The sequence below is a fragment of the Acidipila rosea genome (assembly GCF_004339725.1).
In the GTDB taxonomy this organism is placed as follows: Bacteria; Acidobacteriota; Terriglobia; order Terriglobales; family Acidobacteriaceae; genus Acidipila; species Acidipila rosea.
In genome coordinates this window covers 39111-64787 of record NZ_SMGK01000008.1, presented here as the reverse complement: position 1 = coordinate 64787, position 25677 = coordinate 39111, and the positions used below count along the sequence as shown (strand labels likewise).

Here is a 25677-nt window from a genome sequence, read left to right as displayed (position 1 = left end):
CTTGCCTTTACGCAATTACGGGCAGGGAGAAATAAAAGATTGCTCCCTTGCCTGTTTCCCCTTGCGCCCAGGTCCTACCTCCATGGCGAGTAATAATTCGGCGAACATTGGCCAGGCCAATTCCGGTTCCCTCAAAGTCTTCCATGCGATGCAGCCGCTGAAAAACACCGAACAGCTTGTCTGCATATCTCTGGTCGAAGCCAACGCCGTTATCCTCTACGCTGAAGATGTACTCACGACCCTCGCGGGTTGCTGAGATGGATACGGTGGCATGAGGCTGATGTCTCGTATATTTTAGTGCGTTCGAAAGCAGATTCCTGGCTACCTGGCGTAAAAGCTGAGGGTCGCCCATGACTTTAGGCAGAGACTCCGCAGTGAACTCAATCTGTCTCTGATTGCCGTCCTCTCGCACCACGTCGCCCCATTCATCCTTGAACAGTTGCGTCATATCAACAGCAGTTGGACTGATCTGAACGCGGGCGATCCGCGAGAAGTTCAAGAGGCTATCGACGAGCAGACCGGCAAACCTGGCTGACTCAACGATGGTGTCGACATAGTGCTGGCCGCGACTGGTGAGATGTCCTGATTCCTCTTCGCGAAGGAGCTCTGCAAAGCCCGCGATGTGACGAAAGGGCGCGCGCAGATCATGAGAGACGGAATAGGAGAAGGCTTCCAGCTCGCGGTTCGCGACTTCAAGATCGCCTGCGAGGCGAGCCATCTCCTCGGCTCTGCGCAGGACGACTTCAAGAATGGCAGCCCTGAACGCTGAGGCTGCATTGATCTCCTCGGGCAGCCACGGCAGGGAGTGGCCGCGGAGAATCTGCATCCAGGACTCGAAGGAGTTTCTGGGATGGATGGTGAGGTCTCCTTTGCCCTGAGCAACCGGCTTCTGCGGATCGCCTGCCCACCGGACAGACTGCACCACTTCAGGCCTGAACCACAGAACATAAGAGTCGTGAAGCTTGGAGATGGAAACCGCGACAACTCCACTGGCGCAGGCTGCGAAATGACTGGCCGGTGGATAGATGGAGACCGCGGAGGAGGTAGCGAAAACATCTCCCCTGGCACTCTGCTGCAGCCATGCGGTGAAGTCGAGCACCTGGTCTGCACTGGGTGTATTACCTACCAGGGTACAGGACTGGTCGAGCACAATCGCTGCTCCGTGAGCGCCCGTCAGAGCCATCAGGTCAGAGCCGTGGCTGGTCAGCGCGAGAAGATAGTTGTCCTCCGCTGCCATCCACGTGAGGAGGCGGTGCTGGATCGAAGTGAGATCAATGGCGCGGGAGAGCTTCTCACTCTCCAGCAGCGCCTCAATGTGCGAGGTGACAACCTGAACGAGGAAGTCGCAGGCCGTGCGCAGGCGATAGGGCACCCGGCGCGGTGATCGATTGTGAAACGAAACCAGGCCCCACAGGCGGCCTGACGACACGATCGAAACGGACATGGAGGCCGCGGTGCCCATATTCCGCATGTAGTCGCGATGAATCGGCGATACGCTGCGCAACACGGAACCTGAGAGATCAAATTCCGGCGTGCTGCCTTCTTCGTCGAGAATGCGTGACGGCACATAGTCAACATCGGGAATGACGCGGACTCGATTGACGACGTAGAGCCGCCGCGCCTGCTCGGGAATATCCGATGAGGGGAATCGCAGATGGAGGTAGGACGGAAGTTCGGCATTGCGATCTTCAGCGAGCACATTGCCGTGGCCCGCATCATCAAAACTGTAAAGCAGAACGCGGTCAAAGCCCGTCAGCTTACGGAGCAGAGTAACGGCGCCACTACAAATCTCACCGAGCGATCGCATCTGACGCAGTTCCGTCATGAAGTTATAGATTTCAATCTGCACAGCCTCGGTATCGAGGTGGCCGACAGACTCTTCAAATTCCATGATCAGGAATGAACCTTGCCGGTGACCTATAACCTCAAAGCTGCGGCCGCCGGCGGCGGGCACCTGAAGAGTCTTGAAGTATCGCGAGGAGGTGGTCACCTCTTTTTCGAGGAGCGACTCCAGACCCGCGTCTGCGCCCAGCAGTTCGGTGAGCGTTGCGCCGAAGAGGAGATGAAGTGGCTTGTCGAGATAGGCAGCAGCCGATTCGCTCGCCATCGTCACCCGCATCGCCGGCTCGTCGAGCACCAGCAGAAAGCCATGGGGTTGAATGCTGCCGGGCAGGTGAATTGGCTCCTGCGCGCAGGTGTCGAGCGAGATACTGCGTTCTGTATCCAGTTCGCTCATTGACTCGCCACCGTCGCCACGTCACGGCATACCCATTCTTCAATGGCGACAAAGGTCTGCCTGGCGGCGAGGATTGCCGCGCCAATAGAATCAGGGGGCGTGAGATGTTCTGCCAACGCCTTGAATGCGGTCCATCGTTCGGAGGTCTGACTGCCATAACCGCGAAAAAAAGAGTAGCCTACTCCGTTTTTGAGGCCTAATTTTCTTTCCAAATGGCGGGCAATCAGCTGGCCGCCAAGAGTGCTTCCTTCAAGAACGTACATGGAGCCGATCAGCTGCGCATCTTGCCGGAAGTCGGGCAAGAGAAACGAAGGAAGCGGCTCTACGACTTCGGAGTAATTCAGCTCTGCGAGATCGGCTTCCAGCAGGGGTAGTTTGCTGCGCTCACGTACGGCCGCGGCAAGGACTGGATGGAGGATGTTAGCTGCGGCAAATTCCCAGGTGGCGTAGAACCCGCAGTAGGCGGCAAGCGTTTCGCGGTAGGAGTTCAGCGTGAGAGCGGCATCCATGAGCGGAAGCCTTTGCTCAATCCTGCTGTGCAGCTCTGCTGTATGCAATTTCAAGGTCTGTACAATCAACAAATATTCTCCAACCAGCGAACCCAGCCGAGCCCAGATGCTACATTTCACCCAAGAGTCAATAATTTTCCAGAGTAGGTAAGAGTCCGTCACGATCCTATGGGTTGGCTGCATCCGGCGCAGAATTCATCCTGAAAAGTTGTACGTTTCTTCCCTGCTCTGCATCGGCGGCCAGAGCTGCCGAGGGGCCACTGTTTCCGCATGGAAGAGCCTCGACAGGCAGCAAAGAGCGAGTAGCCGCGATGCCCTGCCCCGGCGATTTGCTACAATCCCCGCTACCGATGCCTGCGACCAAGATCAGCCTTACACTGCTCCTGATGACCGCGCTGCCGCTTGCGGCGCAGAGCCTGCCTGCAAAGAAAATGCCCGTGACCCACGCTCCTCAGAATGCTGCCACTGTCCATAAGAATGCCATCGTGATTGACACTCATGCGGACACAACCCAGCGAATGCTCGATGACAAGTACGATCTGGCGCAGCCGCTGGATGGGGGCCATCTGAATTTCGATGCGGCGAAAAAGGGCAACCTTGGCGCGGAGTTCTTTTCGATCTGGGTGGAGCCGGATCTCTACAAGGGCCACTATGCGCGGCGCACTCTGGAGTTGATCGATGCAGTGTATCAACAGGCGGCCAAGCATCCGGACAAGATGATGATGGCCTACTCGCCGGAGGATATTCTCAAGGCGCATCGCGGACACAAGCTGGCCGCGCTGATGGGAATTGAAGGCGGCCACTCGATCGAAGACAGCCTGGGCTTGTTGCGGGACTACTACAGGCTGGGCGTGCGTTACATGACGCTGACGTGGTCGAACTCGAACGGCTGGGCCGACTCCTCGGGTGACATCAACGATACGGCCATCCAACATACGCAGGATGGTCTCAGCGACTTCGGCAAGGATGTCGTATATGAGATGAACCGGCTGGGCATGATGATCGACATTTCGCACGTCTCCGATAAGACTTTCTATCGAACGGTCATCACCTCGCGTGCGCCGGTTTTCGCGTCTCACTCCTCGGCGCGAGCTTTGTGCGATGCACCGCGGAATATGACCGACGACATGCTGCGAGCCGTGGCACGCAGCGGAGGGCCGGGCAGCAAGGGCGGCGTTGTGATGGTGAACTTCTATTCAGCCTTTTTAAGCGAAGACTACCGCAAGGCGTGGGAAGCCCAGGCGCCAGCGCGCAAGGCCGCTGAACAGGCGGCGATCGATAAGATGAAGGCGGAAGGCAAGCCGGTGAACTACAGCGCCATCAATGAGCTGGATAAACAGTGGGCGGCAAAGATTCCAAGACCACCGCTCAGCGTGCTGATCGATCATATCGACCATATCGCGAAGGGTGCCGGAATCGATCATGTGGGGCTGGGCTCTGACTTCGACGGCATCAGCTCGACCCCGCAAGGGATCGACTCGGTTGCGGACCTGCCGAAGATTACGGCTGCATTGATGGCGCGCGGCTACTCAGCCTCAGACTGCGACAAGATTCTCGGCGGCAATTTCCTGCGAGTCTTCCGCGAGGTGGTGGCTACGAGCAAAGAACTGCAGGCGCAGACCCGGCCGCGCATCGCGCAGCGTCAACCTGCTCACTGATGGGCAGGCATCAGCAGCATTCTGCCGGCGTGATATCGGTGGCTGACGCGGACGATGTGAGGGGTAATGACGGCGACGAGGTTGGTCGTATCCACCTGCGTTGCGTTGTTCGTCCCCGAGGTGAAGCCAGGTAGCTCCGAGATGCCGGGAAGCCCGGTGATGGCGGCAGATTGCTGGCGCGAAAGGCTGCTGATGAGCAGAGCGCTATCTCCCGGATGAAGAGAGATGATCGCGGTGTACTGCCTGCTGGAGAGCACCGGATTCTGATTCAGCGTTTGACCGGTCAGCGCCTCGATGCGCAAGTCGAGCTTCAGGGATACCTCCTTGTCGAGTTCGACATGGGGAGTGGCCCTGAGGGTTAGCCCAAGATCCTCATATTGGACCTGCGGAATGGTCTGATCGGCGGCGGAAGTGGCCTGGGAAAGATTGATGCCGAGATTCGAAAGGGCGCTCGACAGACCAGGCGTCGAGATGCCGTTGACCCCGAGATTGGTAGGCGTAAGGCTGGAATAGCTCGACGTCACAATGGGATAGTGGGTTCCACTGCGGATGGTCGCCTCCTGCTGATCGAGGACGCGCAGCTGGACGTTATCAAGAGAGCGGGTATCAGAGGAGTTCAGCGCGAGATTGCCGGTCACGCTTCCCAACTGAAGGCCGCTGAGCGTAAGACCTCCGCCGAAGATGGCAAAGGGCTGCGCCAGGACACCCGTGAGCTGCCCCGAGGCCAGGAGGATAGCGGCGATCGCTGCATAATCCCCTGGAGAAGCTAAGCCGCTGGAGACGATCTGCTGAACCAGACTTTGATTGTTCTGCAGGACGCTGTTCAGTTCAGACGGAACATTGAAGACGGTGGTGGTCTGGGGGAGCTGGACGCCGATGTCAGTGGTGCGGTTGCGATCAATCTCATAGAGCCGCAAATCCAGCTGTATCTGGCTGTGTCCATCGAGCATCTCGGAGAATGCGGCGTTGAGGGCGCGCATTTTCGACTGCGGCGCACGCACGATCATTGTGCCCTGGTTGGGCTGTATCGAGGCCTGGGTGGCGCCAAAGATGTTCCGGGCAATGTTGCCCATGTCGCTGATTTCGGTAGAGGTGAGGCCGGGGAGGTAGATCGTCTCCATGGTCTGGCGCTCGTACTTCGTGCGGTTTGCCTTGGTATCGGCCGCAGCGAGAACGCGGCGCGGGTCGAGGGGAACGAAAAACGTTCCTGTGACCAGATTGAGCATCTGGACGGCCTGCGCGTAGGTGACGTTATCCGCGTCGAAACGCACGCTTTGCTTGCGCACGGAGTCATCAATAGATGGCGTGATGCCATAGGCACCCAGCACCTGCTTGATCAGAGCGCCCTCATCAGCAACCAGATGGAAGCTGCCCCGAACGGCGGTGGGAGCAAGCACGATGGGCTCGGCACCGGTCTCCTGCGGCTCATTCAAAGTGCGCAGAGAAGCATCATCTTCCTGCGTAAGCTCTGACAGATGCTGCGTGACCATGGGGTTTTTGGGGTCGAGCACCATGGCCTGGGCCAGCTTGGCCCGCCATGTGTCCGTATCGCCGGTGATGCGAGCCTTGGCGGCCTGCTGAATGAGCTGAGTAACAAGATGCTGCTTCGCGATTTCGAGCGAGAGCGCGTAGTTCGTATTGGCGGGAACCATCTCTGCGGCGCGTTCGAAATCATCCTTGGCGGTCTGCAGGTCATCGCGCTGAAGGGCCTTGGCACCTTCGAGGTAGATTTTCTCGGCCTGATCGCGAACATGCTTCGGGAGAGGCTTGTTCGGGTTTGGCACGGATGCTGCAAAAGCTACCTGCGAAGCAGCCATCGCCAGCGCCAACATGCAAACGGTAGTGGAACGGCGGTTCATCGGCTTATCGGTTCGAAGAGAGCGGAAAGCGTGGTGGCGCAGGCTTCCGGCTGGTATTGCATGAGGTCGTCAAAGGTGTAGTGTCCGGTAGCGACGGCAATCGTCGGCAGCGAATTGGCCCGGGCCGCGGAGATGTCGAAGGGCGTGTCGCCGACGACACAGATGCTGGCGTTTGAACCAGCCGCTTTCCGAGCCTCGGCGGCGGCGTTCGAGATCATTTCCGCGCGAACATCGTAGCGGTCGCTGAACCCGCCAAAGGTAAACCAGTTGCGGAGCCCTGCGAGCTCGACCTTGGTCCAGCCGATGGTGGCGAGGTTGCCGGTAGCGACGCCGAGCGCCGCGCCTTTATGGCTGAGATGAGCAAGCGTCTGCTCGACTCCCGGCATGACCCGGACTTTCATCTCAGAACGCTGAGCTTCAACCGAGTTCCGCATCTCATCGAGGATGCGGTCGAGCGCCGGGCGCCAATGATCCTCAGAGAGCTGGGCAACGCGAAAGGCGTCCCGCAGAATTCCAGGGTCAGTATTGCCATGGACGGTGACTCCCTCAAGCACGAGATCGTGATTGAGTACGGAGCGGACACTCGAAAAAAATGCCTGGTAGTGAACGCCGTCGCCGCTGCGCAGCAAGGTGCCGTCTATGTCAAACAGATAGGCGTCAAACCCATCCCACTGGAAACCGGGGTGTGAATACACGCGCTCAACGGGGGTTGCTGACTGATTTTCTAGACTGCTCAACTCGATGTCCTGCCTCCTGTATCAATGGAAACAGAAACACCGCTGAAAGTCACCCTCGCGATGATGCCTGCTTCGCCTCAAATACAGGACGTTCGCTACGGGACGGACGCTTGAGCCAGAGGCGAACTTCGGTGGGATTGATCTCAAGTTCGGCGATGGTACGGCTGAGGGTATTGCGGTGCATCTGGAGTTCTTTCGCCGCTTTGCACTGGTTTCCCTTGTGATGCGCCAACACTTCGAGAATGAAGCGCTTTTTGAATTCGCGCACGGCCTCGGTGTAGGTAATGCCACCAGAGTGCATCTGCGTCACAAGATTATCCAGATCTCTTCTCACGAAAGTAATTCTCCTTGCTGCCGCATCTATGCGGGTTTCTTGCTTTCTACCGCTTCCCTGGGCTACTTGTGCTCCGGCGCAGGACCCTCATCCGGTTTCAGCCATCCTGGCTGAACATTCTGAATCAGGCTCACCCCTTGCCGTATCCGCTTGCCTAACTCCTCAGGAGTTACGATCGCGGTCTGTCGTGCAGCACTCAAAAAATACGGTACAAACTTGGATTGCCCAAGCCAGCTGGCCTGAGGCATAAAAGCTGCCATTGCAACAACAGCCAACGTAATTAACACACAGCCCTTCAAAAAACCGAACACTGCACCAGCAAAGCGGTCGGCCCATCCCAGGCCCACCGATCGCACTGCCCATCGCACCAGCCGGCCTGCAAGCCCAGCGACCAGCATCACGACGAGGGCGATACCGACGAAGCATACCATCTCAGCAACGGCAATAGGCCTGACCCATGCGGAAACCCAGGGCAGCAGCTTCGTATAATTCCAACTCGCGAGCATGAGCCCGAGAACAAGCCCAGCCAGCGAAAAAGCTTCCAGGAAAAAGCCCTTCTTGGCCGCACTGAGCACCGATACCAGCAGAAAAACGGCAATAACCCAGTCGACCAGTGACATCGGTCAACCTATACCACGAGCTGCTTGCCCGTGAGCAAACGGTAGGCCTCAAGATACTTTTCCTGCGTGCGCCTTACCACATCCTCGGGCAGCGCCGGCGCCGGCGCCTGCTTGTTCCAGCGGATGCTCTCCAGGTAGTCGCGCACATACTGTTTGTCAAAGGAGGGCTGGGCGCCGCCCGGCGCATAGCCTTCGCTGGGCCAGTAGCGCGAGGAGTCCGGCGTCAATACCTCATCCGCGAGGATGATGCCCTCAGCTGTCGTCCCAAACTCGAACTTGGTGTCGGCCAGAATCAGGCCGCGCTGCTCAGCGTAGTCCGACGCCTTGCGATAAATGGCAAGGCTCAACTCACGCAGGCGCTCCGAACTATCCTTGCCCACGAGCGAAACCATCTGGGAGAACGGAATGTTCTCATCATGGCTGCCGTGAAGGCTCTTGGTGGCCGGGGTAAAGATCGGCTCAGGCAACTTGTCTGACTCGCTCAGGCCAGGGCCGAGGCGAATGCCGCAGACGGCGCCTGTGGCCGTGTATTCCTTCCACGCGGAGCCGGAGAGATAGCCGCGTACGACGCACTCCACCGGGAACATCTGGGCTCGCTTGACCAGCATCGAGCGGTCCCGCAACTCGTCGGCGTATTCACGCAGCTCGGCGGGAAACTCATCCACGTTTGCCGTGACCAGATGGTTGGGCACGATATCCCGCAGCAGATCAAACCAGAAGATCGAAAGCTGGGTGAGAACCTTGCCCTTGCCGGGAATTCCACTCGCGAGCACATGATCGAATGCTGAAATGCGATCGGTGGCTACGAGCAGCAGGTATTCTCCCACGGCATAGAGATCGCGCACCTTTCCGCGCGCGTGCAATGTCAATCCACCGAGTTCGGTTTCAATGAGTGCTGGCAAGTGGGAATCAGCCTTTCCGGAGTGGGTACTGACATTCGATTCTGCTGCCGCAGAAGCGGTTTGTCAATGCGCGTTCCAGGCAGACGTGGCGCGGGTGCGGCAGTGGTTTGCCATCATGCGCTCATACTTGTCAAGAGTCGCTAAATGACTATTTTGGCGCAGAGGGCCGCTCTGGAGCCTGCAGGGTAAAGAAATCCCTGGCCTCCACCTCCAGAGCCGGGGCAGTCGGATCTTTGACCCGGTACATCGTGGCATGAATCGTTTTTCCTGCCACATCGAGAACAACATAGTTGTAATTGATCAGATCTTTCCCGGTGTAAAGATCCTGATCGCCTCGGAGCATAACGTAGTAAGGCTTCGCGCCGCCGCCGCCGCTGGTGACATAGGTCACCCTGCCGTGCTCAAAACGTTCGTAGTTATGAATGTGGCCGCTGACCACCATAAATTTTGCGGTCGAGTGTGCTGCCTCCGATTCGATAAAGTTGCGGAGATCGATTTCAGGAGGAGCGGGCAGACTCGCTACCATCTGGCTCTGCAGGTCAGCCATGAGCGGCAGATGGTCGAGGATAAAGACGAAATCGGCGGATGCGGGCAGGTGTTCCAGCTGCGAAGCCAGCCATTTGCGCTGCACAGACCCGGGGCCGGTGGACTGGGTTTCATCGAGGGAGATGACATAGACATTGCCAACTTGCGCCGAGTAGTAAAGGTAGCCCTTTAACTCAGGGAAATTGGCGAGGAAGTTCAGACGACCTGCTGCATAGCCGCCTCTCATCTCATGGTTGCCAATGGTAGGAAAGAGGGCGATCCGCTGGCTGCGCCACGCAGCCGTCTCGTCACGGTAGCGCTGCCAGTCCGCAGCTTTCGCGCCAATAAAGGGCAGATCGCCTGTAAGCAACATCGCGAGGGGTTTTTCCTCGGCTACTTTCGAGGCGAGATACTGGCGCACGCGAGGGTTGGTGGCCGTGGTGTTGGCTGGATCAGTGAAGCGCGTGTCTCCGTAGACGATGAGCCGGAAGGAGGAATCGTGCGGGGAAACCGCAGGCCGGATGGTGGCCCCGAGGAGCGGCGGCGGAGGGCTGTCAGGCAGCGCAATGCCAGGAGCCGCGCCTGCCAGAACCGAGGCTGCTACCAGCAGGATACGAAGCACGGTGAGCTTCATTTAAAGCGCGCCGCCTCCTACAAAGTGGACCACTTCCAGCTTGTCTCCGTTGCGGACGGGGGTCTGCGCCCACGCGGCACGCGGAGCAATGTTTCCCTGATGTTCGATAGCGATCCGGTCGCCCTTCAGGCCCAGCGCTTCCACCACATCCGCGAGGCTGCACTCGTCTGCAAGCGAGGGAAACTCGCGCAGATTTCCATTCATCAGCAGTTGCATACTCTGAGAGTAACAAAGCGGCGCAGCCATGGAAGGCTGCGCCGCTTTGGTTCACGTGCGCGGGTTAGAAGGTGTACTGCAGGCCCATCTGAATGATGCGCGGGTTGAACAGGTTGGCGTTGGCGATGGCCGGATTGCTGCCGAGCAACGAACCAAAGTTCTGATCCGTGACGGTGGAATCCGGGAACATCAGACTGGTATTGCTGTGCCAGGTTGAGCCCAGGTTGAAGATTTCAGCCCGGTAGAGCACATGCTGGCGTTCGGTGATGGTGAAGTCTTTTCCGAAAGAGGCGTCAAAGTTGGTGTAGTAAGGCGTCCGCTCAGGCCCCTTCCCTGAGTTGCCGTAGCGACCCAGTTCGGGCTGAGAGTAACGCGAGGTGTCAAAGTAGCGAGAAAGACTGCTGTGAAAGCCCACGGGCTTAGCAAAGGTGGAGTTGGCCAGGAAACGGCCCGGCCAGTTATTCGAGGTCTGATCCTGCGAGATGCCACCGAAGACCGCGAATGGGAAGCCGGTTGCTATCTGATAAATGCCGCTGGTTGTCCAGCCGCCTATCAGCCAGTTGAGCCCATGCACATCGAGAGCATGCCCCTTACCAGCCGGAAGCTCATAGCTATAGGTAGCTACGATGCGGTGGGTCTGGTCCGCTGCCGAAGGGCCGTATTCGGTGCGCACATTGTGTGGGTCCTGAATGAGGTTATTTTCCCCGGAGATGTTGTTGATGCCCGAGCTCTCATCCATGTTCTTGGAGTAGGTGTAGTTCACGTGATACTGCAGGCCGTGGACAGGGCGCTGGATTAACTGCAGCTGCAGCGCGTTGTAGTTGGAGTTGAGCAGGTTGGCGTTGGCATAGAGCGTCGGCGGCAGGTTGCTCCATATCTGGCGCGTGTCGATCGGCTGGAAATTCGGATCGCTGGCGCAGTTTGCATTGCTGCCGGTGGCCTGCGAGGCATCGAGCAGCGTGTTGCAAGGGTCGCCCGCGACCTTCGGCAGAAAGGCTACATTGATGAGCAACTGCGTCGACTCGTGGACACCGTGGGAGCCCACATATCCGGCATCCACCAGCAGGCTGGGAGTGAGAGCGTACTCGAAGTCGAGTGTCCACTGCTGGTTATAGGGATTGTGGTTATACGGCCAGTAGACCTGACCAAAAGGCCCCTGGTAAGAAGGCAGCTTGAAGGACTGGTCCGCGGTGAGTGGAGCGGTCCAGAGATTCCTGACCTGGGCGGTGGACTGTGGTTCGTACCCGGTTGTTGAGAGGTAGGGCGCGGCTACGAAGTTATAGAGGCTGTTCTCATCGAACTGGGTGCCGTCATAGAAGCGGTTATAGGTGTCGTAAAAGATGCCGTAGCCGCCGCGGATCACCAGCTTGTCGGAAGCAGGCGGACGATAGGCAAAGCCGATGCGCGGAGCAAAGTCCTTCGTGTCGAGGTGAACCAGCTGGTTGCTGACGCAGCAGCCAAGGTAGTTAGGATTGCCGCCCGCGGCGAGGATTGGGTTGGTGAAGTTAGGATCGGCCCACTCAATGGATCCCTGCCCGGCGGGATTGAAGGCATAACCGCTGTTGTGGATGCTATGGAACGATACCGGACGCTCCCAGCGCAGACCGGCATTGACGGTCAGGTTTGAGGTGACGCGGAAATCATCCTGAAAGTAGAGGTTGTAGTTGTTGCCCCAGAGCCAGTAGAGATCGCTGCCAAGCGGAGGTGGACCCGATGCAGAGTTGGTCTGGCCGAGCATGAAGTCGGCAAAGGCATTCCCTTCGTACGGTCCCTTGGTCGGGTCCTGCAGATTGCCGCCAGCAACCGTTGGGTTGGACGCCGTGTACTGACCGTTGAAGTTGAGCACACCCATTGCGTTGTAGGAGTCGCGATCCTTGAGATTGACGCGCCGGAAGTCAATGCCCATGTTGAGGGTGTGCCGCCCACGGATGAGGGTGAGGGTATCTACCCCCTGATAGATGTTGTCCCACTGCTCATAAGGGCTGCTGCCACCGATGCATGCGTACTGATTGGAGAAGCAGACGCTCGGCAGATCGAAATAAGCTGGAATATTTGGCGAGTTGTTTAAGCCTGCCTGCGTGGCCAGATCGGGACCATTGGCGGTGTCGGGGCCGGTGAAGAAGTGCTGCCGGTCATAGCCGAGCGTTGCCTGGTTGATGGTGTTGGAGCTGAATGTATGCTCCCAGGTGAGACCGAAGAGGCTCGAACGCGAGAAAGACTGGCCTGATTGTCCGAATTGCACCGATGGATTCCGGGTGTCGTCGCGCGAGAGGATTCCGGTGAAGAAGACATGATCGTAGTTATGAAAATTCTGATCAATGCGGAAAGTCTCGGTGTCCGTTCCAATCGTGTTCAGCACAGACTGAGAGAAGTTTTTGCAGCCGCTGGCGAGATCGGTGCAGCTTGAGATGTTCGGAGCTACGAAGTCGTTGACGATCTTCGCGGAAGTAGGATCGATCCTGTTCAATGGAATCTGGTTATTGGCGAAAGCTATACGGCCAGCCGGGTTGTTCGGAGTTACAGGAGCCATTCCAGTGGTCGCGGGGTCATAAATCGGAAAGGGCCAATCTGAGAAATCGCCGGCGCGCTCACCCGCGGTGGGGGTCACAATGGCATTCGGCGTAGTTCCCTGATGATGACGACCGCCGTCATAGCTGAAGAACCAGAAGGTGCGGTCTTTGCCGTTGTAGAGCCCCGGAATGGATACGGGGCCTCCGAGCGTGCCGCCAAACTGGTTCTGCTTGAAGGGAAGATTGGTCGGAACATTTTCGCCAGTGAGGAGATTGGTTGCGATCTGCTGCTGGCTGTCCGGCTGGAAGATATTGTTCTGCAGGAAGTCATACGCGGAGCCGTGGTACTGATTTGTCCCCGACTTGATCGCCACGTTTACCTGTACCGATCCCTGGCCGAACTCTGCGCCGTACTGACCGTTCTCGGTCTTGAACTCCTGAATCGCGAGCTCGCCCGGAATATTGGTGGGAGCGCTGAAGAAGAAGTCAGTGTCGGTGACGCCGTCGATCGAATAACTGATCGAGTCGGCGTGTGCGCCGTTGACACTCACTTCCTGAAAGCTCGGGTTCAACCCGTGAAGCACGTAGCCGGTCTTCTGAATGCCGCCCGGTGTGATGGTGGTGCCAACGCCGATCTGAAGGAGGTTAGTGAAGTCTCGACCGTTGAGCGGAAGCTTTTCGATCAAGTCGCCCTGGATGACCTGGCCGGTTGTTTCATTGTCAGTCTGCAGCATCTGGGCATCTGCAGTGACGGTCACTTCCTGCGTTGCTGCGCCTACCTTGAGAGAGAAATTCTGCCGCAGCGTCTGGTCCACCTCAAGGACAAGATTGGAGCTGGAAGCAGACTGGAATCCAGCGGCCCCGACGGCGATCTGGTAGGTGCCGGGGTTCATATTCACGAAGACATAATCGCCGGTGGCATTGGTGGTGTAGGAGCGGGCAACGTTGGTAGTCAGATTTTTAGCAGTGACTTTTGCGCCGGGGAGAATTGCCCCGGTGGAGTCTGTCACATGACCGACGATGCTGCCTTGCGCATTCTGGCCGAACGATTGTTGAAAGGAGGAGGTAGCCAATACCAGGATGGCAACGATACCAGCTAACCTGGTGGCAAAAGCGAGGGGTTTCATCTATGCACCCTTTCTTCTTTTTAAGTTTTTGTTTTTGTTAATAAAGTAGTACGCACTCTGGCCACAGAAAACTTCCTGTATAGTCGGGTAGCTTACCTAGCTACGGGTACCAGAGTCAACATCCCACCCCCCGGTCCGCTTCCACAAACAAATCTGCCCCGACGAAGAGCATTCGCCGGGGCAGATGTTGAAGCAGGAAAGATTGGTCTTACCAGAAGCGTCCGTAATACATGGGGTAGTACGGATAGTAGTACGGCGGAGGCGCAGCCATGTAGACGGGACGCCGGCGCAGCTGCGGCTGCTGCTGTTGAGGAACGGAGGATGCGAGCCGCTGGGCTTCCTCATAAGAAACCGGCTGGACCGTCACGGGTGCGCTCAGATGAAAGTTGAGCACGGCCTCCGGTGGAAGCACCATGCGCGGACCGGCGGTTGCGCCGGAGACAGTTGCGCCGCCCACGCCGCCCGCAACAGCGCCAAAGGCCGCGCCTGGACCTCCGCCAAGAAAGGCTCCGAGAAGCGCACCCACAAGCGCGCCGCCGGCGGTGTTGGTGGCTGTGTAGCCGCTCTTGCTCGCTCCCTGCGAGGACCATACATCGCTAGCGAGGGGATAGACGCGGCCTTCAAGATTCAGAGTGGTGAGTTTGAGAGCAAGCTCGGGTTTGCCGCCAAATGCGCCGGAAGCCTTGGCATCCACGACCTCTCCCTCGACGGTGGCGCCGCGTGGGATGGCGATAACGCTGCCTTCATAGATGTCAGCAGCGGCGGTGGCCTCGAACATGGACCCAGGCTGAACCTGCCTGACATCCAATGGCTCGCTGGTACGGATGCGAAGCAGCGTGCCGGCGGGAATGGTCACGGGACCGGAGGGCTGCTGTTGCTGCTGCTGGGAGTAGGTGGGAGCGTAGGCTGCCTGGTTGCCGTTGTAAGGAGGCCTGTAGCCCTGATCGTCGCCATAAGGGGCCGGCGCGGTAGTGCTTTCCACTGGCGGCGGAGGCGGTATTTGCGCGGCAGGGGCGCTCTGCGGCGGTGCTGGAGCGGACGGCGCAGGGGCCGGAGCCGGCTGTTCAGGAACGCTCATCTGCGGGGAGCCTTGCTGATCTACGGGGGGTGCACTCTGATCAGCCTGCACTGCGGCCGGATTACCGATGGTGAGATTGTCATGCACGGCGCGGACGCCCTGGATGGCAGAGACAATGTGCTCGGCTGCCTGCTTCGTGGAATTGTCTGCGACAACGCCCGAAAGTGTTACCTCACCGCTAATAGTGGCAGCGGTAATCGCCTGACTCTGAAGCTGAGGCGCGGACTGGATCGCCTGGGTGACACTCGACTCTATCTCCGCATCGCTGAGAGCAGCCTGCGCCTGTGCATGCAATGGCTGGGTCGATGGAAGGTAGAGGATGCAGCCAAGGCAAAAAGCCGCTGCGCCGGTTCGAGTGAAAAAATGCCTGTTGTGTGGATCCCGCATAAGCACCCTTCTATCCAACCCATTAGACCCGAGCGAGGAAGAAAAGTTGCGGTGAGGGGAAGGGATTCAGAGAGCGAATCCCTTCCCGCCAGCCTGCGGCTTATTTGGCTTTGAGGTAGCGCTGGATGAGAGCGTTGGTTGAGCTGTCGTGCTTCAGCTCCGAATTCCCTTCCAGCTCCTTGATGATGCGGACGGCGAGTACTTTGCCTAGCTCAACGCCCCACTGGTCGAAGGAGTCGATCTGCCAGATGACACCCTGGGTGAAGACGCTGTGTTCATAAAGAGCGACGAGCTTGCCGAGTGTCTCGGGGGTGAGCTCCTGGAGCAGGAGGGTGTTGGAAGGACGGTTGCCCTCGAAAACACGGTGCGGGACGAGCCAGTCGGGCGTGCCCTCGGCCTTCACCTGTTCTGCAGTCTTGCCGAAAGCGAGCGCTTCAGTCTGGGCGAAGACATTCGCCATGAGCAGGTCATGGTGATTGCTGAGAGGGTTCAGGGTCTTCTCAAATCCGATGAAGTCGCAGGGGATGAGGCGAGTGCCCTGGTGAATGAGCTGGTAAAACGAATGCTGGCCGTTGGTGCCCGGCTCTCCCCAGTAGATGGGACCCGTCTGATAGTCCACCTGCGCACCAGACAACGTGACATGCTTGCCGTTGCTCTCCATGGTGAGCTGCTGCAGGTAAGCGGGAAAGCGCTTGAGATATTGGTCGTAGGGCAGGACGGCGACGGTCTGCGCATCAAAAAAGTCGTTGTACCAGATGCTCAGCAGGCCCATCAGCACGGGCAGATTCTTCTCAAAAGGCGTGGTGCGGAAATGCTCGTCCATGGCGTGGAAGCCACTGAGCATGGCGCGGAAGTTATCCGGGCCGATGGCGATCATGGTAGAGAGCCCGATGGCGGAATCCATTGAATAGCGGCCGCCAACCCAGTCCCAGAAACCGAACATGTTCGCAGTGTCGATGCCAAACTTCGACACTTCACCGGCATTGGTAGATACGGCGACGAAGTGCTTGGCGACTGCAGCAGGATCGCCGAGCTTGTCCAGCGCCCATTTGCGCGCGGTCTGCGCGTTAGTCATGGTCTCAAGGGTTGTGAAGGTCTTCGAGGAGACGATGAACAGGGTTTCCTCGGCGTCGAGGTCATGCGTCGCCTCTGCGAAGTCAGTGCCGTCAACGTTGGAGACAAAGCGGAAATTCAGGTCGCGCTGGCTATAGTGGCGCAGAGCTTCGTAAGCCATTACCGGTCCGAGATCGGAGCCACCGATACCGATGTTAACCACGTTGCGGATGCGTTTGCCAGTATGGCCTTTCCATGCGCCGCTGCGGACGCGATCGGCAAAGGCAGACATGCGATCGAGGACCTGGTGTACTTCGGGGACCACGTTCTTGCCGTCCACGTTGATGACGGCGTCCTTGGGAGCGCGCAGCGCGGTGTGGAGAACGGCGCGCTTCTCCGTGATGTTGATTTTTTCGCCGCTGAACATTGCTTCCATCCGCTCGCGAAGGCCGCTCTCCTCGGCCAGTTTGAGCAGCAACTGAAGAGTTTCCTCAGTGATGCGGTTCTTCGAATAGTCGAGATAAATGCCAAGCGCCTCGACGGCCAGCTTTGTTCCACGCTGTGGATCTTCAGCGAAGAGCTCGCGAAGATGGCGCGGAGCTATCTTCTCATGGTGCGACTTAAGGGCCTTCCATGCGCTGAGTTGCGTAAGGGGAGTTGCTGTTGTGCTCATTTTCTGTATGCCTAGCCTTTCCTCTATTTAGACTCGTCGCCCACACGGGACGTTCCGTGAATTTCAGATTTCAGTCGAGGCTGGTCATGGCAAACTGGCGCGCTGCCTCGAGCAGCTTTGCTACCGACTCCCGCGAACACGACTCGGAGTAAATGCGCAGGAGAGGCTCCGTACCGGAAGCGCGGAGGAGCAGCCAAGTTTCCGCGGCATTTGATTTCGTGGAGGCTTCAGGGTTCTTCAGAAAGAACTTGATGCCGTCAAGCGTCTCAACACGCTCAACAGGCATGCCTGCAAACTCCGAGACGCCGGCACGCGCCTTCGCAATTGTGGCGTTCTTCAGGTCGTCATTGATATGCAGATCGATGCGACCATACTGATGTTCGCCGTACTCCTGCTGGAGATCTTCGACCAACTGGCCAAGGGTGCGGTTTTCTTCCGCCATCACGTTGGCGAGCAGCAGTGAGTTGAGCAAACCGTCACGCTCCGGCAGATGGCGGCTGATACCGATGCCGCCTGACTCCTCGCCGCCGATGAGGATATCTTTCTCGAGCATCAGGTCGCAGACATATTTGAAACCGATGCCGTGCTCGTGGAGGGTGCGGCCATATTTCGCGCAGATGCGGTCGAGCATGCACGTGGTGTTGAAGGCACGTGTAACGTCGCCGGGCCACTGTTTGCGCTTGAGGAGCCACTCCAGCAGCACGGCAAAGATCTTATGCGGATCAACGAAGTTGCCGTGCTCATCGACTGCGCCAATGCGGTCGGCATCGCCGTCGGTGGCAAGGCCCGCATCGCACGCGTGCTGGATAACCGCATCCTGCAGTGCGCGAATGTGCGGCTCGATGGGTTCCGGATTGATGCCTGGAAAGAGAGGATTGTGCTCGGCGCGGATCTCAACATGATCGACGCCAATGCGGCTGAAGATGCCGGCGAGCACACCGCGTCCTGCACCATACATGCAATCGATCGCAAACTTCCGCTTTGAGCGGGCGATGAGATCAAGATCAGCAAAGCGCGAGATGGCCTCGATGTAAGGCGTTTGAAAGTCTGTGAGTGCGATGGGCGCGGCGGTCGCGACTGCAGGCGGCTTTTGGCCGAGGTAGGTTTCGATTTCGGCAATGATAGAAGGCTTGCCGGAGCCGCCGTACCAAGCCTTGTACTTCACGCCATTCCACTGGGCGGGATTGTGGCTGGAGGTAATCATGACTCCGCCTGCCGCACTGTGCGCGCGAACCCCGAAAGACAGAGCAGGGGTGGGCGTGATGCGGTCTGCGAGCAGAACCGGGATACCAGTAGAGGCGAGGACTTCTGCCACTGTCTCAGCGAAAGCCCGGGAGCCAAAGCGCGTATCGTAGCCGACGCAGACCGGGCCGACACCCTTGTCCTCGCCAGTTTTTGCATGGATGTAGCAGGCGATGGCAGCGGCGGCAGCACGCACATTTTCAAAGGTGAAATCGTCAGCGATGATGCCGCGCCAGCCATCAGTGCCAAATTTGATAGGGCCAGAATATTGCGCCATGCAGTCTTTCCGTCTCCAGCGAAATGGTTTGGTTTGCGGCTTTAGATGAGTTCCGTGCGGCCCTGCGCTGCCAGCTCTTTCACTACCTTGCCAACATCCTGGGAGTGGTGACGGGTTGTGATCAGGAGTGCGTCGTCTGTCTCGACGACGACCAGATCCTTGACACCGATCAGAGCGACATACTTCTTCGGGCTGTAGACATAGTTACCGCTGGCCTCGATGGGCAGCGAGCCATTGCTTTCCGTTACGTTGGCGCGGGCGTCCCCACCGTTCAACTGCTCAAGCTGATGTTCATAGAGGGCGGCCCAGGAACCGAGGTCGTTCCAGCCAAAGCTGGCGGGCAGGCAGTAGAGACGCGAATAGCGCTCGCCTTTGGCGGAGCGAGGTTCGAGCACAGCGTAATCGATGCTGATGTTTTCACACTGGGGGTAAAGCCGTGCAAAGACCTCGCGAAACTGAGGCGTACCGTAGGCGGCGGCAATTTCCTCAAGCATGGGCGCAGTATCCGGCAAATGCTCTCGAATTGCATTGGCCAAGGTTTGCGCGCTCCAGATAAAGATGCCGCTGTTCCAGTGATAATTCCCTGCTGCGACGAACTCTTCGGCGCGCTCGAGATTGGGCTTTTCCGTAAAGCGACGAACACGCACGGCTGTACCTTCGTAAGGAGCGCCTGTCTCGATGTAGCCGTAACCCGTCTCAGGCCGTGTGGGCTTAACGCCGAGCACAACCATATTGTCTCCCGAGGCGGCAATCGCGATCGCTCGCTCGATGGTGGCCAGAAAGGCGGTCTCATCGCCGATGACGTGATCTGCCGGGAACATGCCGAGCACCGCGTCAGGGGCGGTCCGCTCGATGAGAAAGGCGGCAAGTCCGGCAGCAGGCGCAGTGTTGCGGGCGGCGGGTTCGCAGACGACCTGATCTTCCGGTACGACATCGAGCTGGCCGCAGATGGTATCGGAAAGCAGATCGTTGGTCACGACCCAGCAACGGGCCGGGCTGGCAAGTGGCGCCAGCCGGTCGAGGGTACGCTGAATCATGCTGCGTTCGCCGTCGAGAGCCAATACCTGCTTGGCACGTGCGCGACGGCTACGCGGCCAGAACCGCGTGCCGCTGCCCCCTGCCAGAATGATCGGCCTGAAGTCGTGAGTGTCAGACATAGTTCTCCGTTCTAGAGAGACTGTGGAACGATGCGCATGATCTCTGCTGCACCTTTTGGTTGGATGCTCCACGGACCGCTGGCAGCAGGAATGACGGCCAACTGGCAACGCTCGACGACAAAGGGGTCGAACCCATCGCCGCTGACGGTAACGGCGCCTTCCGCGACAAAAATCATCTGCACATAAGGCTGAGGCTGGGTGAGAGCTTCGGCTTTGACGCCGACGGCCAGATTCCAACGTTCGACGCGGAAATATTTTTCATCGATGAGGACCTGATGGTCATTTTCGTTGCGCGGCGCTACTTTGCCTGCGCTGGTTTGCAGACGCATGGCCTCGAAAGACTTCTCAAGGTGAAGTTCACGCGGACGGCCGTAGTCGTACATGCGATAAGTGAGATCGCTGGTCTGCTGCGTCTCAAGGAGAACGGCGCCGGGCCCGATGGCGTGGACGGTGCCCGCGTCAACATAAATCATGTCGCCCTTCTCGACGGGCAGCCAGTCCAGGAGGTCTTCAAGATTGGCAGCGTCGATGGAAGCCCGTACCTGGTCATCGGTTGCCCCCTGCTTGATGCCGAGAGCGACCTTTGCACCCGGCCTGGCGTCGAGCGCATACCAGCACTCTGTCTTGCCGCGCGGCTCACCGAACTTCTGCGCAAGGGCATCGTCGGGATGCACCTGGACGCTGAGCTTCTCTTTAGGGAAAAGAATCTTGATGAGCAGAGGGAATTCCTCTCCCGCGTGACCGGCGCCGAGGATGGCTGCACCATGCTGGCTGGTTATCTCACTAAGGCTTGTTCCCTGCAGGGGGCCTGTGGCGGCTACACACATCTCGCCGGTAAGCCAGACCTCACCGATGGGCTCGCCTTCTGTCTTGAAGTCAAACCAGGGAGCAAGGTCAGGAAAGCCCCAGATGCGGGTGCGGAAGTAAGGTGCGAGTCTGAAAGGTGAAATAGCTTGCATGCTTTACCAGTATGCCCGAAGTGCGCTGCCGTTTACCATGTGGAGAATGTCAAGATATCTCGTAACCGGATGTGCTGGTTTTATCGGCTCGTGGATCACGCAAACTTTGATCGAACGCGGTGAAACTGTACGTGGACTCGACAACTACGAAACGGGGCTGCGCGCCAACCTCGCGCCTCTGCTTCCTCAGATTGAATTTTTAGAAGCCGACCTGCGCAATGCGGATGCGGTGGCTTCGGCCTGCGAGGGCGTGGACTACATACTGCATCAGGGAGCCCTGCCGTCGGTGCCGCGCTCTGTGCTCGACCCGCGCACCAGCCACACTGCCAACCTCGACGGCACGTTCAACGTGCTGGAGGGCGCGAGGCTGCACGGCGTCAAGCGCGTTGTTTTCGCAGCTTCCTCATCTGCCTATGGCAATCAGCCCGGCTTTCCGCGCGTAGAGACGATGGTTCCAATGCCGATCGCTCCATACCCGGTACAGAAGATGGCAGGAGAGCTCTACATGCGAAGCTACTGGCAGGTGTACGGACTGGAAACGGTGTGCCTGCGATACTTCAACATTTTTGGGCCAAGACAGGTGCCGGACTCGCCCTACTCCGGGGTGATGGCGAGATTTACCCTGCAGATGATGCGCGGAGAGCGACCGGTTATCTTCGGCGATGGCGAACAGGGGCGCGACTTCACTTACGTGGAGAATGCCGTGGCGGCGAACCTGCTGGCGCTGGAGGGGCCTGCCGAGAAGGTGGCAGGACGAGTTTTCAATGTGGCGTGCGGCGAGCGCCACACGCTGAACCAGACCTTTCGCGTGCTTGCCGAACTACTCAACTTCAAAGAGGAGCCGGTGTACGGGCCGGAGCGCGCCGGGGATGTCAAAGACTCGCTGGCCGACATCAACGCGGCGCGGGAAGCCTTTGGCTATGACCCGCGAATCGGGTTCAAAGAGGGCCTGCGCCGCACCGTCGAGTGGTACAAGGAACAGTACCGGACCGCTTAGAGCAGCTTGCGCCCGGCTGCCACTTCGCGAGTCGGGTGCACGCCCATGCGGCCGATGCTGAGATAGGTGAATCCACGCTGCAGCATCGTGACAGGATCAAAAAGATTGCGCCCGTCGATCACGATGGGATAGCGCAGGGTGTAATGCATGCGATCAAGATCGAGCTCTGCGAACTCCTGCCAGTCGGTGAGGACGAGCAATGCATCGGCATCCTGTGCGGCGGCGTAGGAATCTGCGGCATAGCGCATCGTGTCACTGGGTGGCAGCACGGCCTTGGCTCTCTCCATCGCTGCCGGATCATAAGCAGTGACGATGGAGCCCTCCTTGAGCAGCAAGTCGATGATCTCGAGCGCGGGTGAGTCGCGCAGGTCGTCTGTACCGCCCTTGAAGGCCAGGCCCAGCACGGCGATGCGCTTGGCGCGGAATGTCCAGAGCGCGGAGCGAACCTTCTGGAAGAAACGCTTCTTCTGTTCGGCGTTGATCTTCTCTACTTCCGCCAGCAAGCCAAAATCGACGCCCAGCTGCTCGCCTACATAACGGAAGGCGGCCACATCCTTGGGAAAGCAGGAGCCACCGTAACCGATACCGGCCTTGAGAAATTTCGGCCCGATACGGGAGTCCGTCCCGATTCCCTGCGCGACCTGCTCTACGTCCGCGCCCACGGCCTCGCAGATATTGCCGACGACGTTGATGAAGGAGATTTTCATCGCCAGGAAGGCATTTGACGCGTGCTTGATGAGCTCTGCCGCTTTGGTCGTGGTCCGGAGCACGGGGGTTGGATTATCCAGCGTGCGGAAGCCGGGTACAGCCTGTTCAGAGACGTAATAGCTGCCGGAGGAAAGAGGTTCGTAGATGCTGGCCAGCAGTCCGGAGGAACGTTCGCTATCCGCACCAACCACGATACGGTCTCCGTGCAGGAAGTCGACGACGGCAGTTCCCTCACGCAGAAACTCAGGATTCGAAGCGATATCAAAGAGATCGCGGGGGACGCCGTTGCGTTCGATCACACGACGGATCCACTCGTTGGTGTAGACCGGTACGGTGCTCTTCTCGACGATGACCTTATAGTCGTCGATGGAGCGTGCAATCTCGCTCGCCACGGCATCGACGTAAGACAGGTCAGCGCTCCCGGTTTTGCTCTGGGGCGTGCCAACCGCGATGAAGATCACCTGCGAGGCCTGGGTGGCGGCGCGTAGATCGGTGGTGAACTTCAGAGTCTGGTTGGCATGTCTCGCGAGCAGCTCCGGCAGGTAATCCTCATGAATGGGGACTCCGCCGGCACGCAGCATCTCCACCTTCTTTTCGTCATTGTCAACGCAAATGACCTGATGCCCCATCTCGGCAAAACATGCGGCAGCCACCAGACCGACATATCCTGACCCTACGACAGCAATAGAGATTGACTTCGACATAGCTTTCCCTCGATGGATGAAAAACGGTGAACAGGTGCGGCAAACCCTAATGATATCGCAGCCGTGTTTCAGTTCACGGACTGTGATGCGGGCAACGCGTTAAGTGCTATCTCCAGCTGCGTGTCGTTGTTATATCCGGAAGCAACAGCGCGACGGCGGCCAGCCGCGGCAATCTGCTCACGTTCGAGGGGATGGTCGAGATAATAGCGCGCCTTCGCCGCGCATTCGTCTACCGAGGAAAAGAAAACTGCCTCCCGATCTTCCTCAAAGCAGGCGGAATGGCCAGCAGACCGCTCGGCCAGGAGGAACCCACCGCAGGCTGTAATTTCCATAGCCTTGTGTGCAATGTCCTCTTCATTGAGATGCGTCAAAAAGGCCAGGTTGATGCGCGAATGCCAGATGGCCTCGCGGTAGGCCTCGCCGCCAAGAAATCCTCCGGTTACGTATCGGCTGAGGATCTCTGGAGACCAGACTTTAGGCCATTTCGGGCCTGCTACCGAAAGCGGTAATCCGTAACGCTCTGCCAGTTGCAAGAGAAAGGCGGGACGGTCCTCATGCGGGCTGCCAGTGTAAGCTAAGCCGCGATCCCGATCGGCATCGCTCCAGCCCTCGGGCGGGGCGAAGTGCATGGTTGGCTCGTAACTCAAAAGGACTTTCACAAACGGCAGCCGCCATTCGCTGTAGCGCTGAATATCGGACTCGCGGAGTATGCAGTGAAGATCAAAGAGGCGAAGCGTCTTCCTGAGCTGACGCCAGCAGCCATCCTCGCGTGGGCCAAAGGGGTTGTCCTGGTTGTAGCAGACGGTCTGGATGCCGTTCACCTTGAGCCGGCGGAGAGACCGGGGAGTGATGTAAATAGGCTTGTCAAACCAGACCAGGTCCGGTTGCCACTCGCTGGCTTCCCTGAGCAGCGCGCGGTTGACGGAGGCAATCAAAGGGCCTGCCGGCATGCGCTCCACAACGGCGCGCGCCTTACCCCAGCGGGGCAGATATTGCTGCACATTGAATCCACGGACTTCATGGCCGAGACGTGAAAGGGCGTCGCAGCGATACTTCGACGTTTCACCGGGATCGAGATAGCCGGCGTAGAGAATGCGTCTCTTTTTCATGCTGTGGCCCATGAGTCAATTTAACGTGCTCGATTAAGTATTCCCAGGGAAGCAACCGCAAGGCCAGGGCTTCGCCTTGCTATACACGGCGCTACAGGTAACAATCTCCACAATGCGGCTCCTCCATGTAATCCACAGTATGTCACCTGAGACTGGCGGCCCGGCAGAGTCGCTGCGCCAGCGCGCGAGCGAACACATTCGTACAGGGGACACGGTCGAGGTCCTGAGCCAGGATCGTCCAGATGCCCCATTCCTGAAGACACTTGACTTCCCTGTCCATGCAATTTCAACGGAGATAGGCGGCTATGGCAGGTCCCCTGAGCTGCTGCAGTGGCTGCGCCAGAATGTGGGGCGCTTTGATGGTGTGGTTGTGGAAGGGCTCTGGCAATACTTCAATATTGCAGTACGCAAGGCAGCGGCAGGCCGAGTTCCCTATGCAGTTTTCTCGCACGGCATGCTCGATCCCTGGTTCAAGAAACAGTATCCGCTGAAACACCTGAAGAAGTCGGCCTACTGGCTGCCCTTCCAATACCCCGTACTGCGAGACGCCACGTCGGTTCTGTTTACCACGGATATCGAGCGCCAACTGGCAACGGAAAGCTTCTGGCCACATCGCTGGCAGGGGGTGGTAGTACCGTTCGGCATCGCACCAGCTCCTGATGAGACCCCGTCGCAGCTTGAGAGATTTTTTGCGGCTGTACCCGGAGTGCGTGGACGCCGCTTCGTGCTCTTCCTCGCCCGCCTGCACGAGAAAAAGGGCTGCGATCTGCTCGTCGAGGCGTATGCCAGGGTGGCTGGGCAATATCCGGAAGTAGACCTGGTTATGGCTGGGCCGGATGCCGATGAACTTCAGAAGCAACTTGAAGGAATGGCACGCAAATATAAGATAGAAAATAGGATTCACTGGCCAGGAATGCTGCAGGGCGAGGCGAAATGGGGGGCCTTCCATGCGTGCGAGGCCTTTGTTCTTCCCTCTCACCAGGAGAATTTTGGGGTCGCAGTGGCAGAAGCACTGGCGTGTAGCAAGCCGGTATTGATCTCAGACAAGGTAAACATCTGGGACGGAATCAAGGCAGATGGAGCGGGGCTTGTCGATACCGATACGGCGGATGGCGCAGAACGGATACTTAGAAGCTGGCTGGAGATGGATGGAGAGCAACGGCGAGCGATGAGCCGTCGTGCGCAGGCCTGCTACGAGCGTCGCTTCTCGATGAGTCGCTGCGCTGAAGCCATCCGGCAAGTCTTTGCGCGATAGCTTACCGGAGATGCTTCCAGATCTCCCAGGCTCCGAAAATCGTCATCGCCAAAACCACGTTGAACAGCATTGCGAAGGCAAAGCCGCGGATACAGCCCAGACCGTCATTTTCAGGCTCAATCTCAAAGGGCAGCTCAACAATTCGCTGGCGCTTGCCGGTATCGATTTCCAGAACGTTGGATATGGTTTGCGTAGCCATGCCCGACACCTC

At 58.4% G+C, this 25677-nt stretch carries 21 protein-coding genes; 3 read left to right on the top strand and 18 right to left on the bottom strand.

Annotated elements, in window-relative coordinates; genetic code table 11:
- Positions 1-7: 7 nt before the first annotated feature.
- A complete protein-coding gene (locus C7378_RS17050) occupies positions 8-2236 on the bottom strand; it encodes an ATP-binding protein (RefSeq protein ID WP_131999382.1) in 2229 nt (742 codons plus the stop codon).
- Positions 2233-2928 (bottom strand): biliverdin-producing heme oxygenase, encoded by a 696-nt coding sequence (locus C7378_RS17045; RefSeq protein WP_131999380.1) that lies wholly within the window; start codon positions 2926-2928, stop codon positions 2233-2235. Before C7378_RS17045 ends, C7378_RS17050 begins: the two co-directional genes overlap by 4 nt.
- A gap of 167 nt (positions 2929-3095) precedes the next feature.
- On the opposite strand from C7378_RS17045, the gene C7378_RS17040 reads away from it, so the two are divergent.
- A complete protein-coding gene (locus C7378_RS17040; RefSeq protein ID WP_131999378.1) occupies positions 3096-4403 on the top strand; it encodes a dipeptidase in 1308 nt (435 codons plus the stop codon).
- Here the strand turns inward: C7378_RS17040 and C7378_RS17035 are convergent.
- The 13 genes from C7378_RS17035 to C7378_RS16975 all read right to left on the bottom strand — a co-directional run bounded on the left by C7378_RS17035 (position 4397) and on the right by C7378_RS16975 (position 20693).
- Complete coding sequence (locus tag C7378_RS17035; RefSeq protein ID WP_131999376.1) at positions 4397-6262, bottom strand: type II secretion system protein GspD; 1866 nt, start codon at positions 6260-6262, stop codon at positions 4397-4399. The genes C7378_RS17040 and C7378_RS17035 overlap by 7 nt on opposite strands.
- On the bottom strand, positions 6259-6999 hold the full coding sequence (locus C7378_RS17030; RefSeq protein WP_243648335.1) for an HAD family hydrolase: 741 nt from the start codon (positions 6997-6999) through the stop codon (positions 6259-6261). Before C7378_RS17030 ends, C7378_RS17035 begins: the two co-directional genes overlap by 4 nt.
- A 49-nt stretch (positions 7000-7048) precedes the next feature.
- Complete coding sequence (locus C7378_RS17025; RefSeq protein ID WP_131999374.1) at positions 7049-7333, bottom strand: helix-turn-helix domain-containing protein; 285 nt, start codon at positions 7331-7333, stop codon at positions 7049-7051.
- A 62-nt stretch (positions 7334-7395) separates the two neighbouring features.
- Positions 7396-7953, bottom strand: coding sequence for a CvpA family protein (locus C7378_RS17020; protein ID WP_131999372.1), 558 nt, complete (start codon positions 7951-7953; stop codon positions 7396-7398).
- An 8-nt stretch (positions 7954-7961) separates the two neighbouring features.
- Positions 7962-8855 (bottom strand): phosphoribosylaminoimidazolesuccinocarboxamide synthase, encoded by an 894-nt coding sequence (locus C7378_RS17015; RefSeq protein WP_131999370.1) that lies wholly within the window; start codon positions 8853-8855, stop codon positions 7962-7964.
- Between the two features lie 148 nt (positions 8856-9003).
- The gene (locus C7378_RS17010) at positions 9004-10014 is read right to left on the bottom strand and encodes a metallophosphoesterase family protein (protein WP_131999368.1); all 1011 of its coding nucleotides are present in this window, start codon (positions 10012-10014) and stop codon (positions 9004-9006) included.
- The gene (thiS, locus tag C7378_RS17005) at positions 10015-10230 is read right to left on the bottom strand and encodes a sulfur carrier protein ThiS (protein WP_131999366.1); all 216 of its coding nucleotides are present in this window, start codon (positions 10228-10230) and stop codon (positions 10015-10017) included.
- Between the two features lie 64 nt (positions 10231-10294).
- Complete coding sequence (locus C7378_RS17000) at positions 10295-13867, bottom strand: carboxypeptidase-like regulatory domain-containing protein (protein WP_131999364.1); 3573 nt, start codon at positions 13865-13867, stop codon at positions 10295-10297.
- Positions 13868-14075: 208 nt separating this feature from the next.
- Entirely contained in the window at positions 14076-15332 is a 1257-nt protein-coding gene (locus C7378_RS16995; protein WP_131999362.1) for a BON domain-containing protein, read from the bottom strand.
- A gap of 100 nt (positions 15333-15432) precedes the next feature.
- Positions 15433-17058, bottom strand: coding sequence for a glucose-6-phosphate isomerase (gene pgi / locus C7378_RS16990; protein WP_131999360.1), 1626 nt, complete (start codon positions 17056-17058; stop codon positions 15433-15435).
- Between the two features lie 70 nt (positions 17059-17128).
- Positions 17129-18577, bottom strand: a complete 1449-nt coding sequence (locus C7378_RS16985; protein ID WP_131999358.1) for a phosphoglucomutase/phosphomannomutase family protein — start codon at positions 18575-18577, stop codon at positions 17129-17131.
- A 41-nt stretch (positions 18578-18618) separates the two neighbouring features.
- Complete coding sequence (locus tag C7378_RS16980) at positions 18619-19734, bottom strand: mannose-1-phosphate guanylyltransferase (protein WP_131999356.1); 1116 nt, start codon at positions 19732-19734, stop codon at positions 18619-18621.
- Between the two features lie 11 nt (positions 19735-19745).
- On the bottom strand, positions 19746-20693 hold the full coding sequence (locus C7378_RS16975) for a type I phosphomannose isomerase catalytic subunit (RefSeq protein WP_131999354.1): 948 nt from the start codon (positions 20691-20693) through the stop codon (positions 19746-19748).
- Positions 20694-20739: 46 nt separating this feature from the next.
- Here C7378_RS16975 and C7378_RS16970 point away from each other — a divergent pair, with 46 nt between their 5' ends.
- A complete protein-coding gene (locus C7378_RS16970) occupies positions 20740-21690 on the top strand; it encodes an SDR family oxidoreductase (RefSeq protein ID WP_131999352.1) in 951 nt (316 codons plus the stop codon).
- Here the strand turns inward: C7378_RS16970 and C7378_RS16965 are convergent.
- Positions 21687-23102, bottom strand: a complete 1416-nt coding sequence (locus tag C7378_RS16965; RefSeq protein ID WP_131999350.1) for a UDP-glucose dehydrogenase family protein — start codon at positions 23100-23102, stop codon at positions 21687-21689. The two genes, C7378_RS16970 and C7378_RS16965, sit on opposite strands and share 4 nt — an antisense overlap.
- A gap of 68 nt (positions 23103-23170) precedes the next feature.
- Entirely contained in the window at positions 23171-24211 is a 1041-nt protein-coding gene (locus C7378_RS16960; RefSeq protein ID WP_165876867.1) for a CgeB family protein, read from the bottom strand.
- Positions 24212-24350: 139 nt separating this feature from the next.
- On the opposite strand from C7378_RS16960, the gene C7378_RS16955 reads away from it, so the two are divergent.
- Positions 24351-25466 (top strand): glycosyltransferase, encoded by a 1116-nt coding sequence (locus C7378_RS16955; protein WP_243648334.1) that lies wholly within the window; start codon positions 24351-24353, stop codon positions 25464-25466.
- A 1-nt stretch (position 25467) separates the two neighbouring features.
- On the opposite strand, the gene C7378_RS16950 is transcribed toward C7378_RS16955, so the two are convergent.
- Complete coding sequence (locus C7378_RS16950) at positions 25468-25665, bottom strand: hypothetical protein (RefSeq protein ID WP_131999344.1); 198 nt, start codon at positions 25663-25665, stop codon at positions 25468-25470.
- Between the last annotated feature and the right edge of the window lie 12 nt (positions 25666-25677).